This is a genomic window from Micromonospora sp. RTP1Z1, assembly GCF_033804685.1.
Lineage (GTDB): Bacteria > Actinomycetota > Actinomycetes > Mycobacteriales > Micromonosporaceae > Micromonospora.
Genome location: NZ_JAPFQV010000036.1, coordinates 52824 through 65949 on the forward strand (window position 1 = coordinate 52824; position 13126 = coordinate 65949).

13 protein-coding genes and 3 tRNA genes are annotated in these 13126 nt (G+C 70.3%); 13 read left to right on the forward strand and 3 right to left on the reverse strand.

Translation table 11 applies throughout. The features are described from left to right. The first annotated feature begins 16 nt into the window (after positions 1 to 16). Positions 17 to 775, forward strand: a complete 759-nt coding sequence (locus SLP03_RS18930) for an alpha/beta hydrolase (protein WP_319461930.1) — start codon at positions 17 to 19, stop codon at positions 773 to 775. A gap of 32 nt (positions 776 to 807) precedes the next feature. Here SLP03_RS18930 and SLP03_RS18935 read toward each other — a convergent pair whose 3' ends face one another. Beyond that, the gene (locus SLP03_RS18935) at positions 808 to 1716 is read right to left on the reverse strand and encodes a phytoene/squalene synthase family protein (protein ID WP_319461931.1); all 909 of its coding nucleotides are present in this window, start codon (positions 1714 to 1716) and stop codon (positions 808 to 810) included. Between the two features lie 78 nt (positions 1717 to 1794). On the opposite strand from SLP03_RS18935, the gene SLP03_RS18940 reads away from it, so the two are divergent. The 9 genes from SLP03_RS18940 (at position 1795) to SLP03_RS18980 (ending at position 8398) form a co-directional block, all read left to right on the forward strand. Further along, positions 1795 to 2949, forward strand: coding sequence for a polyprenyl synthetase family protein (locus tag SLP03_RS18940; protein WP_319461932.1), 1155 nt, complete (start codon positions 1795 to 1797; stop codon positions 2947 to 2949). 28 nt (positions 2950 to 2977) lie between these two features. Further along, positions 2978 to 4459, forward strand: coding sequence for a phytoene desaturase family protein (gene crtI, locus SLP03_RS18945; protein WP_319461933.1), 1482 nt, complete (start codon positions 2978 to 2980; stop codon positions 4457 to 4459). Then, positions 4456 to 5076: an isopentenyl-diphosphate Delta-isomerase gene (idi, locus tag SLP03_RS18950; protein ID WP_319461934.1), complete on the forward strand. Its 621-nt coding sequence runs from the start codon at positions 4456 to 4458 to the stop codon at positions 5074 to 5076. Before crtI ends, idi begins: the two co-directional genes overlap by 4 nt. Next, positions 5066 to 6007: a MerR family transcriptional regulator gene (locus SLP03_RS18955; RefSeq protein ID WP_319461935.1), complete on the forward strand. Its 942-nt coding sequence runs from the start codon at positions 5066 to 5068 to the stop codon at positions 6005 to 6007. Before idi ends, SLP03_RS18955 begins: the two co-directional genes overlap by 11 nt. A gap of 76 nt (positions 6008 to 6083) precedes the next feature. Beyond that, on the forward strand, positions 6084 to 6866 hold the full coding sequence (locus SLP03_RS18960) for a polysaccharide deacetylase family protein (protein WP_319461936.1): 783 nt from the start codon (positions 6084 to 6086) through the stop codon (positions 6864 to 6866). Positions 6867 to 7021: 155 nt separating this feature from the next. Beyond that, positions 7022 to 7094, forward strand: a tRNA-Glu gene (locus SLP03_RS18965). 32 nt (positions 7095 to 7126) lie between these two features. After that, positions 7127 to 7200 (forward strand) — tRNA-Asp (locus SLP03_RS18970). A gap of 104 nt (positions 7201 to 7304) precedes the next feature. Next, positions 7305 to 7378: transfer RNA gene (locus tag SLP03_RS18975), tRNA-Phe, on the forward strand. A 447-nt stretch (positions 7379 to 7825) separates the two neighbouring features. Beyond that, complete coding sequence (locus SLP03_RS18980) at positions 7826 to 8398, forward strand: DUF4231 domain-containing protein (RefSeq protein ID WP_319461937.1); 573 nt, start codon at positions 7826 to 7828, stop codon at positions 8396 to 8398. Positions 8399 to 8776: 378 nt separating this feature from the next. Here the strand turns inward: SLP03_RS18980 and SLP03_RS18985 are convergent, their stop codons facing one another. Together SLP03_RS18985 and SLP03_RS18990 are read right to left on the reverse strand one after the other, a co-directional pair. Further along, a complete protein-coding gene (locus tag SLP03_RS18985; RefSeq protein ID WP_319461947.1) occupies positions 8777 to 9781 on the reverse strand; it encodes an IS3 family transposase in 1005 nt (334 codons plus the stop codon). Then, positions 9778 to 10191, reverse strand: coding sequence for a transposase (locus tag SLP03_RS18990; RefSeq protein ID WP_319461938.1), 414 nt, complete (start codon positions 10189 to 10191; stop codon positions 9778 to 9780). The genes SLP03_RS18985 and SLP03_RS18990 overlap by 4 nt, the downstream gene beginning before the upstream one ends. 486 nt (positions 10192 to 10677) lie before the next feature. Here SLP03_RS18990 and SLP03_RS18995 point away from each other — a divergent pair, with 486 nt between their 5' ends. The 3 genes from SLP03_RS18995 (at position 10678) to SLP03_RS19005 (ending at position 12886) form a co-directional block, all read left to right on the forward strand. Further along, entirely contained in the window at positions 10678 to 11067 is a 390-nt protein-coding gene (locus SLP03_RS18995) for a hypothetical protein (RefSeq protein ID WP_319461939.1), read from the forward strand. A gap of 112 nt (positions 11068 to 11179) precedes the next feature. After that, positions 11180 to 11785: a hypothetical protein gene (locus tag SLP03_RS19000; protein WP_319461940.1), complete on the forward strand. Its 606-nt coding sequence runs from the start codon at positions 11180 to 11182 to the stop codon at positions 11783 to 11785. A 588-nt stretch (positions 11786 to 12373) separates the two neighbouring features. Beyond that, positions 12374 to 12886: an NUDIX domain-containing protein gene (locus tag SLP03_RS19005; protein ID WP_319461941.1), complete on the forward strand. Its 513-nt coding sequence runs from the start codon at positions 12374 to 12376 to the stop codon at positions 12884 to 12886. Positions 12887 to 13126 lie beyond the last annotated feature (240 nt).

Consider the following 13126-nt stretch of genomic DNA (forward strand, 5'->3'; position numbering starts at 1 on the left):
CCCCTAGGGTGGCGCGATGATGCTTTCTCATGATGTGGCCGGGAACGGCCCGACGGTGGTCCTGTTGCACTCCACGGCCTGCGACCGGCGGATGTGGGACCCGCAGCTGCCCGTCCTGGTCGACGCCGGCTACCGCGTGGTGCGCGCCGACCTGCGGGGCTTCGGCGACTCCCCGATGCCGAACCGTCCGTGGAACAACGCCCAGGACGTGGTGGATCTCCTGGACGAGCTGGGCGTCGCGGACGCGGCGCTGGTCGCGGCCTCCGGCGGCGGGCGGGTGGCGCTGGAGATCGCGGCCCGCTGGCCCGACCGGGTGACCGCCCTGGCCCTGCTCTGCACCGCGCTGGCCGGGCACGAGCCCAGCGCCGAGCTCCGGGCGTTCGGCGAGCGCGAGGACGCGCTGCTCGAAGCCGGTGACGTCGCCGGTGCGACCGAGCTCAACGTGCAGACCTGGCTGGGCCCGCACGCCGACGAGGCGACCCGGGAGAAGGTACGCCGGATGCAGCGGCACGCCTTCGAGGTGCAACTGGCCGTGGTCGAGGAGTTCCCCCCGATCAGGGTCGAGACCGACCTCTCCGCGATCACCACCCCCAGCCTGCTCGTCTCCGGCGGCCACGACCTCGCCGACTTCCGGGAGATCGCCGCCCGGCTCTCAGAGCAGCTCGCCGACGCCCGCCACCTCGACCTTCCCTGGGCCGGTCACCTGCCCAGCCTGGAACGCCCCGACGAGGTGAACCCGGTGCTGGTCGACTTCCTGCGCGAGACGAAGCGCTAGGAGCACGACCGCCGTACGCCCGCTCGCGGCGCTCATCGGCCCAGTCCGGGTACGGCGACCGGGGTGCCGGTCGGGGCGAGCAGGGCGCGGGCGGCCACCGCCATCCGGCGTCTCTGCGGCACCAGGGCCCGGCGGACGAAGACGTCGTGGTCCTGCGCGGCGACCTCGTCGAGGATGCCGCCGTAGAGCGCGTACGCGGTGCGCATGCAGGCCTGCGAGGCGGGGGCGAGCAGGGTGATCCCCGGCGCTGCCGCCTCGTAGTGGGCCTGGGCGCGGGTCACCTCGTACTCGATCAGCTCTCGGATCTTCGGCGTGCTGCGGCCCTGCGCCTTCGCCGCGAGCAGGTCGTCGCGGGTGACGTCGAACTTGGCCAGGTCCTCGTCGGGCAGGTACGTCCGGCCCCGGTCCAGGTCTTCGGCGACGTCCCGGATGAAGTTGGTGAGCTGGAAGGCGAAGCCGAGCTGCCGGGCCGGCTCGCGGGCGGCGGCCGGGTCGGAGCTGCCGAGGATCGGCAGCATCATCGTCCCGATGACCGCCGCCGAGCCTTCCATGTAGTCGAGCAGGTCGTCGTAGGTCGGGTACGACATGACCGTCAGGTCCATCGCCATGCTCTTCAGAAACGACGCGAAGTCGGCCCGGTCCAGGTCGAAGACGGCGATGGTGTGCAGCACGGCGGGGAGCAGCGGGTCGGCGACCGGCTCCCCGCGGAGCCCGGCGACGAAGAGGGCGGACCACTCGTCCAGCCGGGCGGCGCGCTCGGCCGGCGGCAGGTCCTCGGTCCGGTCGACGATCTCGTCGGCGTACCGGGTGAATCCGTACAGGGCGTGCACGTGCCGCCGTTTCCAGGTGGGGAGCAGACGGGTGGCGAGATAGTAGGTACGCCCATGTCGTTTGTGCAGCTCCTGGCAGCGGGCATAGGCAGCGGTGAGATCGGTGTCCACCGGCCCTCCTCGAGATTCGACGCAGCAATCGACGCAGCAATCGACGCAACTCGTAAACCCTAGGGTACGCTCGCCCACATGGCCAACGACGCAGTTGCGGGCAACGCACTCCGCGTCGCGCCGGCACAGCCGGGAGCGACGGACCATCCGGTCCGCGGCGTGCTGGCCGCGTTCACCAAAGACCTGATCAAGGGGGTCGACGACACGCTCGCGGCGTTCCTGGCCACCGAGGTCGATTCGCTCACCGAGATCGACACAGCGATGGGCGGCTTCGCCGCGACGGCGCGCGACTGCGTGCTGGCCGGCGGCAAGCGGGTCCGTCCGACCTTCGCCTACTGGGGTTGGCGCGGGGTGGTCGGCGGCGACGACCCGCTGCCGTCGGTGCTGCCGGCGCTCGCCGCCCTGGAACTGCTGCACACGTTCGCCCTGGTGCACGACGACGTGATGGACGCCTCCGACACCCGGCGTGGCCTGCCCACCGTGCACCGCGCCGCCGCCGCCCGGCACCGGGCGGCCGGGCACGCGGGCGACCCGGACCGGTTCGGCGAGGCGGTCGCGGTGCTCGTCGGCGACCTCTGCATGGTCTGGGCCGACCAGCTGCTGGCTCACGCCACCGTGCCGCCGACCCGGCTGCTCGACGTGCGGCGCTGCTACGACCAGATGCGGATCGAGACCGTCGCCGGCCAGTACCTCGACGTGCTCGGCGAGAACGACGCGGCGAACTGGTCGGTGGACCGGGCGCTGCGGGTGGCCCGCTACAAGACCGCCAGCTACACCGTCCAGCGGCCGCTGCTCTTCGGCGCCTGCCTGGCCGGCGTCGCCGCCGACGCGCCGCTGATCGCCGCGTACACCCGCTACGGCCTGGCCGTCGGCGAGGCGTTCCAGCTCCGCGACGACCTGCTCGGCGTCTACGGCGACCCGGTGACCACCGGCAAGCCGGCCGGCGACGACCTGCGCACCGGGAAGCCGACCGCGCTGCTCATGCTGGCCCGGCAGCTCGCCACCCCGACCCAGCGCCGGGCGCTGGAGCGGGCCGGCTCGGCCACCGGGGCGCGGGAGGTGGCCCGGCTGGCCGAAGTGGTCGCCGGCACCGGGGCGGTCGGCCGGGTCGAGCGGATGATCTCCGACCGGGTGGCCGAGGCGCTGACCGCGCTCGGCACCGCGTCGATCGACGAGACCGCGCGCACCGCGCTGACGGGTCTCGCCACCGCCGCCACCACGCGGCGGGCATGATGGGCAACTTCGCGAAGGAGGTGGTCACGTGCGCACCGTGAACGGACGCACGGACCGGGTGGTGGTCGTGGGCGCGGGCCTGGGCGGGCTGGCGTGCGCGCTGCACCTGGCCGGGAGCGGCCGGCAGGTGACCGTCCTCGAACGCGAGCCGGTGCCCGGCGGCCGGGCCGGCCGGCTCAACGTCGACGGGTACGAGTTCGACACCGGCCCGACCGTGCTCACCATGCCCGACCTGATCGCCGAGGCGCTCGGCGCGGTCGGCGAGGAGCTGTCCGACTGGCTCGACCTGACCCCGCTCGACCCGGCCTACCGGGCCTACTACCCGGACGGCTCGACGCTGGACGTCATCACCGACACCACCCGGATGGCCGCCGAGATCTCGCGGGTCTGCGGGCCCCAGGAGGCCGACGGCTACCTTCGCTTCGTCGACTACGCGCGCCGGCTCTGGGAGCTGGAACGGAACGACTTCATCGAGCGCAACCTCGACGCGCCGACCGACCTGCTCACCGGCAACCTGCTGAAGCTGCTGGCCGGTGGGGCGTTCCGGCGGCTCCAGACGAAGATCAACCAGTTCTTCCAGGACCCGCGCACCCAGCGCATCTTCTCGTTCCAGGCGATGTACGCCGGCCTGGCGCCGCACGACGCGCTGGCCATCTACACGGTCATCGCGTACCTCGACTCGGTGGCCGGCGTGTCCTTCCCGCGCGGCGGCATCCACGCGGTCTCCCGCGGGATGGCCGGCGCGGCCGAGAAGCACGGCGTGCAGATCCGGTACGGCACCACGGTGACCCGGGTGGAGACCGCCCACGGCCGGGCCACCGGGGTGGTGACCGCGGACGGCGAGGTCGTCCCGACCGACGTGGTGGTGCTCAACCCGGACCTGCCGGTGGCCTACCGCGACCTGCTCCCCCCGAGCCGGGCCCGGAAGCTCACCTACTCGCCCTCCTGCGTGGTGCTGCACATCGGATCCACGCAGGGCTATGCGAAGATCGCCCACCACAACATCCACTTCGGACGGGCCTGGAAGGGCACGTTCGACGAGGTGATCCGGCGAGGCGAGCTGATGACCGACCCGTCACTGCTGGTGACGAACCCCAGCCGGACGGACCCGTCGGTCGCCCCGGCCGGCCGGCACACCTACTACGTGCTCGCCCCGGTGCCGAACCTCCACCGGGCGCCGTTCGACTGGAGCGGCGACCTCAGCCGCCGCTACGCCGACCAGCTCATCGACACCCTGGAGGAGCGCGGCTACGTCGGCTTCGGCGAGGGCGTGGAGGTGCTGCGCACCATCACCCCGGCCCAGTGGGAGGAGCAGGGGATGGCCGCCGGCACGCCGTTCGCCGCCGCGCACAGCCTGTTCCAGACCGGCCCGTTCCGCCCGTCGAACCTGCACCGGACCCTGAACAACGTGGTCTTCGTCGGCTCCGGCACCCAGCCCGGGGTGGGCGTGCCGATGGTCCTCATCTCCGGCAAGCTCGCCGCTTCCCGCATCACCGGGACCACGTCATGAGCTCCCGGGAAGGGCACCTGGTCGAACTGGTCGATGACACCGGGCAGATGCTCGGCGAGGCCACGGTGGCGGCCGCCCACCAGCCGCCGGGCCGGCTGCACCGCGCCTTCTCGGTGCTGCTGGTCGACCCCGACGGCCGGGTGCTGCTCCAGCGGCGGGCCGCCGCCAAGACCCGGTTCCCGCTGCGCTGGGCAAACTCCTGCTGCGGCCACCCGCTGCCGGGTCAGTCGCTGGTCGAGGCCGCCAACCGCCGGCTCCGCGAGGAACTGGGCGTCGACCCGGTCACCCTGACCGAGATCGGGGTGTACGTCTACTACGCCGAGGACCCGGCCACCGGCCGCGTCGAATTCGAGTACGACCACGTCCTGCGCGCCGACGTGCCGACCGAGTTGCCCACCCGACCCGACCCCGACGAGGTGGTCGAGCTGCGCTGGGTCGACCCGACCGAGCTGGAGGCCGACCTCGACGTCGACCCCCGCGCGTACGCACCCTGGCTGGGCGGGGTGGTGAACCGGCTGCGGCGCTCCGCGCGCCCCGGGCCGGGCACCACCGGCACCGCCACGATCCCGTCCGGCGTCCCGGCGGATGAGGCGTCGGAGCGGTCAGGTGGCCGATGAGGCGCTGAGCGCGGGGGCCGTCGCGCGCCGGCTGGGCGTCGCGGTCACCACGCTCCGCACCTGGCACCAGCGCTACGGTCTCGGTCCCAGCGAGCACGTACCGGGGCACCACCGGCGCTACACGCCGGCCGATCTCGCCCGCCTGGAGATCATGCGACGGCTCACCGCGGAGGGGGTGACCCCGGCCGAGGCGGCCCGCTGGGCCGGCCAGGCGCCGGCCGGGGTCGACGTCGCCGGACCGCGGGCGCGACCGGTCACCGCCCGGGACGGCGGCGGACCGACCATCCCGGTCGGCCGGGCCGGTCCGGTCGCCCGTGGGCTGGCCCGGGCCGCCATGCGGCTGGACTCGGTGGCCATCGGCGAGACCATCGCGCACGCCCTCGCCACCGACGGCGTGATCGCCACCTGGGACGGGCTGCTGCGCCCCGTCCTCGCCGGGATCGGTGAACGGCACGTCGCCACCGCCGGGCTGATCGAGGTGGAGCACCTGATGTCCCGGTGCGCCTCGGAGGCGCTCGCCGCGGCGGCCCGGGCGCGTCCGCCCACCGGGCCGGCCCGGATCCTGCTCTCCTGCGCCGACGAGGAGCAGCACAGCCTGCCGCTGGAGGCGCTGGCCGCCGCCCTGGCGGAGGCCGGGGTGAGCTATCGAATGCTCGGCGCCCGGGTGCCGGTGACGGCGCTCGTCGAGGCGGTCACCCGGACCGGGCCCGCCGCCGTCGTGGTGTGGTCGCACACCCGGGCCACCGCCGACCCGGGCCAGCTCTCCGCCCTGCTCGCGGCGCCCCGCCGGCCGCTGCTGGTGCTCGCCGCCGGGCCGGGCTGGCGGGCCGACACGCTGCCCGCCGGGGTGGTCCGCCCGGCCGACCTGGCCGAGGCGCTGTCGCTGGCGCTGGCCGTACGCGACTCGCTGGAGCAGTCGACGACGGACTGACCGGCCTCCCGGTCCGGGGCCGCGTCCCGTACCGTCGGGGCGTCCGCGTACCCCGACCCCTCCTCGGGAGCGTCACATGCGTTCACGCGCCGTGCTGGCGTTCGGTCTCAGCCTGGTCCTGCTCCTGGCCGGCTGCGGCGACTCCGCCCACAACCCGCCCCAGGCCGGCGGCCCGACGCCGTCGCCCGCCGCGACCCCACCGGCGCCGAAGCCGAAGCCGAGCCCCACCACCCGGCCGAAGCCCCGACTGCGGCCGCTGCCCACCACACTCCCGGCCGGCCTGCACCGGACCAGCGGCGAGCGGGCGGTGGCGCTGACCTTCGACGACGGGCCGGACCCGAGATGGACGCCCCGCGTCCTGGACCAGTTGCGGGCGGCCCACGTCACCGCGACGTTCTGCCTGATCGGCAGCCGGGCCCGGCGCTACCCGGAACTGGTGGCCCGGATCGCCAGGGAGGGACACCAGCTCTGCAACCACAGCTGGCGCCACGACATCGACCTCGGCCGGCGGCCGGTGGCGGAGATCCGGGCCGACCTGGTCCGGACCGACAAGGCGATCAGGGCGGCCGTACCGAACGCCAGGATCCCGTACTACCGACAGCCCGGGGGCCGGTGGACCCCGGAGGTGGTGGCGGTGGCCCGCCAGCTCGGGATGCGCTCGCTGCACTGGAGCGTCGACCCGCAGGACTGGGACCACCCGACCGCGAAGACGATCGTCAAGCGGGTGGAGTCGGCGGCCCGCCCCGGCTCGATCGTGCTGATGCACGACGGTGGCGGCGACCGGCGGCCCACCCTGGCCGCCTGCCAGCACCTGATCCCCGACCTGAAACGCCGGTACGGCATCTCCCGGCTCCGCTGACATCGCCTCTGACCTGCGCTTTTCCCCGTCGGTGTGCACCGGGCCATACCGGTTTGGTCGACCGGCCGGCCATCACGTATGCTTTCCAAGCCTCCGGCGGGGCCGGATGGGAGCAAGTCCGCTTGAAGTTGCGAATGTGCAATGATGGCGGGGCCGCCCTCATCGTCTAGCGGCCCAGGACGTCGCCCTTTCAAGGCGGTAGCACGGGTTCGAATCCCGTTGGGGGCACGGTCCGGCTTCGGCCGGATGCAACAGAGCTAGGTCCTGTGGAGCAGTTGGAGTGCTCGCCGCCCTGTCAAGGCGGAGGTCGCGGGTTCAAGTCCCGTCAGGACCGCAAGCGCTGGCGCCGCGCGAATGTTGCGCGGCGTTCTGCGTATCGGAGCATGTGATCCTCCCGGCGGAGAACCCGCCCTCCGGGTAGCATGAGCCGAGCATCACGGCCAGGTAGCTCAGTTGGTACGAGCGTCCGACTGAAAATCGGAAGGTCGGCGGTTCGACCCCGCCCCTGGCCACATAGCCTTTCGCCGGGCTACAGAGATCCCCATCAGCGGAAACGCCGGTGGGGATCTTGCTTTCTGCGCCCCTGCCGGGTGGATCGCCGGTGCCCGTGGTTGACCGCTCCTGGCCCTTGATCGCCGCCGCTAGTTGCACGTTCGCTGCACGCCGCTCTCCGGTGAACCGGTCTCATCGGCTCGATAGAGGTGTCCCGCCATCCCTCACAATGAAGCCCGATCTCGCGCAGACGAGCTGACCGCCGTTGATCCTCGCTCCCGTGTCAACGGCCCGCAACGGGCGCGGCGACCGAGGGATTATGAGATCAAACTGCCCGTCCCGCCGACCTGGTCGGATGGCGGTCTAGCAGCGGAAACGCCTCTCGACATCTCACACCGCTCCCCCGCCATCCGTCGACCTCTTGCGGACTAGATGCGGACTGATGCCCGCCGCGGTCGCGCATCGCCTTGACGGTCACCGACGCACCCGCTCTACTAGTCGCCGTGGTCGATGGAGCCCAAGTCCCGACGCCTAGGGACGCCCCCGTGCAGGAGTCAGGTCCTGGGCTCTCGGCAAACGAATACCTCACCGACCGACTCGCCCAGTACCAGTCCTGGTACGACAAGAAGGCGGTGAAGGCGAAGGCTACCCACCTCCGAACCCGCACCGCTGCCGTAGTCGGCGGTTCCCTGGTTCCGGTCCTCGTCAACCTCGACTTCCCCTACGCCCAGGCGGTGACCACCGTCGTGAGTCTGATCGTGGCCGGGGCGGTGTCGCTGGAGAGCGTGTTCCGCTATCGGGAGCAGTGGAAGAACTACCGGTCGACGGAACAGACCTTGGGGCACGAGAGGATCTACTTCCTCACACGGACCGGTGTGTACACCGACCTGGACGACGTCACAGCCTTCACAACCCTGGTCGAGCGCGTGGAGGCGACAATCGCCAATGAGAATGCAGCGACTCTGAGCGTAATGACCCAGGTCGGCTTCGCTGGCGAAGACGGGCAGGCGGCGATCGAGCGGCAAGGCAGCAGGCAGTAGCCCCACCGCCAACGGGGCAGGGTCGAACCTGTGGCCTTGGGATTAGAAGAAGATCGCGGATGGCTGGTCCGGCGCCTGTACATCTGGTCAGCCAGTCTGCAGGTGTCCGGCAGCGTCGGCGTTAGCGGGCGGGCTTGGCTATACGGATGGCTGTACAGCCAACCGCGTCACTGTCGCTCGCTTAGTGCCCACCATCGCGGGTGGCTTCGCTGGCGTTCTGGCGGCTCCGGTCCCGTAATGTTCTCGGGCGGGTACCAGACGCCCCGCCATACGGGCACCCCAAGCGACCAACCGCCGGGCACACTGCCGGGCTGGAAGTCCGTCAGATCTGGATCCTCGACAACGGAACCTGTCAAGTCAAGTGAGACGTTTTCGTGGTCAGGTGTTCTGTAGATCTGCGGGTTGAGCTGCTGGTTTGTTGATCCAGACGGTGTTGGGTAGGGCTGGTGGTCGCGGGCGTCGGGTGAACCGGTCGGGGTGGGCCTGCCGGGCGGCGTCGAGGGTGCGTTGCCGCTGGTCATGGACGTCGGCGGCGGTGCCGTAGTGCACCGAGGCGGGGGTGTGCAGACCGATCCCGCTGTGGCGGTGTTCGTGGTTGTAGTAGGTGAAGAACTCGCCGCTGAACTGGCGGGCGTGCTCGATCGAGGCGAACCGGTCGGGGAACGCGGGGCAGTACTTCAGGGTCTTGAACTGGGCCTCGGAGTACGGATTGTCGTTCGATACCCGGGGTCGGGAGTAGGAACGGGTGACGTCGAGGTCGGCGAGTAACTCGGCGACGGGTTTCGAGGTCATCGACGATCCGCGGTCGGCGTGCAGGACCTCGGGTCGGACCCCGTTGCGGGCGATGGCGTCATCGATCAGCTCCCGGGCGAGTAGCGAGTCCTCGCTGGCGGCGACGTGCCAGCCCACGACGTAGCGGGAGTACACGTCGATGATCACGTACAGGTGGTAGAACACGCCCCGCTGCTCGGTTTTCAAGCGGGTGATGTCCCACGACCAGACCTGCGACGGGCCCGTGGCGGCCAACTGCGGGATCGTCCGGGCGGGATGGGTGGCCTGCCGGCGACGTTCCCGGCTCTCCCCGGCCTCGCGCAGGATCCGGTACATGGTGGACTGTGAGCACCAGTACACGCCCACGTCGAGTTCCCGCGCCCATACCTGCGCCACGGACATCTCCGCGTACTCGTCGCGGTGCAGCACATCGAGGACGGCCTGGCGTTCGGGCGGGGTCAGCGTCGACGGCGGGGGTGTCTTCGGCCGCAGTGGACGCGACACCACGGGTGGTTGCTGGCGCCGGTAGTGCGTGGCGCGGGACCGGCCGGTCAACCGACACGCTCCGGCCACACCAAGCAGCGGGGTCAGGGCGGTGAACGCCTCGGTCAGCGTCTCCTCGACCGCCCCGGTGTGTCGTCCGCGCTCTCGGACAGAGTCTCCAAGAGCGCGTGCGCTTTTCCCATGATCTCCAACGCGGTCTTCGTGCGGGCCAGGTCCGCTTCCAGACGTTCGTTACGCCGCCGCAACCGCTCCACCTCAGCGGCCTCCGCGCTACGCCGCCGACCCTCACCGACAGGGCTCTTACGGGAGCCGAGAGCGGTCAACGCCCCGGCGTCGCGGGCGGCCCGCCACTCCAGGATGTGGGAGTGGTACAGGCCCTCCCGACGCAGGATCGCCGCCCCCTCACCCGAAGCCTTCGCCGCGTCGTACTCCGCCACGATCCGCAGCTTGTACTCCGCCGTGAACGACCGACGCTTCGGCCGCCCACCCTGCTCACCGGGCGTGCTGGGCAATGTCACGATGATCCTCTCCCTGTCACCGACCAAGCCTACCTTGGTCGGAACGGCTGTCTCATCTCAGCCTGACAGACAGGGCACCCTCGTCATCGGTGGCACGTGCCGTCCGTACTGGTGCCTGACGATCTCCAGGCAGTCATCGAGGTCTTGTCCGGTCACACCCACCACCGGCGGCCAGCCGCGCGGGTAGATCGCGGAGATGTCGAAGTGGAGCCAGTACCTGTTCATCTCTCCCGGCCGCCTTCCGCCACTGCAAGGACGGTACCGGCAGGCCGGGAAGGTGCTACTTCGGGCAGAGCCTCAGTTTGGAAGACCGTGCTCAACCGGACGTGATGCCCGAAAAGCCTGCCTGCGGCCACGCGCCGGCTGACCTCTCGTGCCCGCTGGTGACCGCTCGGCCTCGTGGCTACTGGCCCGCGGCCGGCCCATGCGGAAGTAACAGAGAGGGCAGATGTGTTGCCCAGACCTGGGCCAATACGATCCCGCGCCATGAGACGATCGATGATCGCGTTGGTGAGCGCAGGGGCAGTTGCTCTTGCGGTGGGCGGGTACGCCGTCGGCGCGAGCGGCCATGGTGGCGCAACCAAGCAGTCTGCGATGTGTGAGCAGGCCGAGCAAGAGTTCGCAAGTCGCGCCAGTCAGCTCCGGAAGCAGATGCAGCAGCGTGGGCTCGAAGTGAACGCGCGGGATAACACCCTCGATGAGGCGCAGAGCAAGATTCTCACCGAGGTCGTGCAGCAGAACCCGACATGCTTTGGCGCGGGGAGGCGCGCGGCGGCAGCGGTGATCAAGCAGCATCCATCCGAGGGGGAAGCTGACGCGGCGATCTGCGATCTTCTTGGCATCAAGGCCGAGGACTGTTCGGTTGCGGTCGGCTGACATGAGTCCTTCTCTGCCAGGCCCGCCTCAACTGTCAGCTTTGGCGCCCCCCGGGATCTGGTGATCGCGTGGTTCACTGTCGCGCGTGACGTGGCGAAGAACTCGACCGCTGGTGGCGATCATCCTGGCGGTGATGGCCGTTGTCGCTTGGCGCTGGTGGCAGAACCACCCGCCGTACGGTCCGGAAGCGCTGGCAATCACGTCCTCGCTCAGGTTCGTCAGCTACGAGGAGGCTCAGGCTGCGCTCGGTGAGGAGGCGCATGCGCCGTTGGCCTCCGGACGCGACGAGTTGATGCTCGGCCGGGTTTCCTGGCAGGCCCCGCCCAACCCACTCGATGGCGGCTATTTCGCGATCTTCCTCATCGACAAGCGCACCAAGCACAAGCCGGGGACGTTCGGCGTGTCTGCGCCAGGGGAGGGGGCGGTCAGCGTCGGGAGCGCCGGAGTCGAGAACAAAATCGCCCAGCGCTATCCCTGGATGGAAGGCGCAGGCTTTATCAAAGTCGGGGAGACCGGTGGGCGGACCAACGGCAACAGACTTGGCGTGGCCGACGAGAAGGCTTCGCCGCTGACGTTCGTCGCGCACTTCCCGTACCTCAAAAATCCGAGTCGGGAGACAATAGCCACCGCACCGGTTGCGAAGTCGGACCTGCTGTTGGCCCTGGTCTACATGGGGCCGGACGGGCAGGTGTACTGGGCGCAGCGGCTCCAAGGCTAGGTAGCGGATCTCCTCGTCGGGCAGTCGCCAGACCGTCCAGCCTCGCCAAACGGGGACAAGGTGGAGCGCCTCACCAGCCGAACGACCTTGGCCCCGTCCGGGGAGGCTGGTAGCCCTTGTGGTGCCCGGCGAGGGGAGCCGCGGCGGCATCTCTGAGGAGGGTCGGGGTTCGGGGCGGAGCCCCGAGGTCTTCATGGTCCTGGTCGTCCGTCAGTGTGGCCGGCCGGCCCGGCCGATGCCGGCCGGAGGTCGCCAGCAGGCCGGGGCCGGGCCGGCGCGGCCCGCTTTGCGGGCCGCCTTGATCTCATAGAGCGGAATACGGCAACGTCACGCCGCAACCCGTGTCAGGCGTGTCTCCCGTCACGGGACATGCTTGACAGCTCACGTCCCACCTGATGCCAGACATGATCCTCAAAGGGCGCCGCGGAAGCCTTCACGGTCCGCGACACGGGCGCGCATCGCGGCATGGCCGAACCGCCGGCGATGGGCTGCCACGCCCCGTAGCGATCGGATCGCGGCAGATCCGGACGTCTGGGCGTCCCCTTTGGCTGGAGCGAGCTTGTCCTATCCCTGTGCTCTAATCCCGTCATGCATGTCGTCGTCACAGGCGCACTCGTTGAAAACGGCGCGGTCCTGCTAGTACACCGCAGGCCGACCAAACGGGCATACCCAGATGTTTGGGATCTGCCCGGGGGGCAGGTCGAAGCGGGTGAGTCGGAGCTACAAGCCCTCGCGCGTGAGATGCACGAGGAGCTCGGTGTTCACATTGTGGCGGAGTCCGCTTCACGGTTGGGCGTCATGCATGCCGGCAGTGGTGAGGACGCCGTTCACGTGGGCGTCTGGCAAATTGGAGACTGGGTTGGCTCTCCGACCAACCGTGCACCTGACGAGCATGACGACATCGCATGGGTCGGGATCAGCGAGCTGGGCGGCCTTCCCCTCGTGCATGGCGTCTTGGCGGCAATGGTTCGTTCTCTGCCTGAGTTTGAGTGCGCCCGCAGGCACTCAGATGTCACCGACTGTAACCAGGACGACCGAGGAACCAAGGCCGACTGTCGTGCATGTGCTGGGACGGATTCGTCAAGCAGGTGGTGGGCCTAAGAGCCTGGTAAATAAGGGGTTGAGGCCGCCGCTGGGGCCCGGTTGAGATCGATGATCTCGCGTGTCCGGCGTGGCGGCGTGACATGGGGAAGGGCCTTCGGTACGAGCAAAGGCGACTAAACCAGCACGACCGAAGGCCCAACCCTGTCTGTATACCTTGTCGCCGGCGTCGCCGCATCCGCCACCCCGGCCACCGTTGACGATCACCTGCCCACCGCCCGGCCGCGGCACTATCCGTCC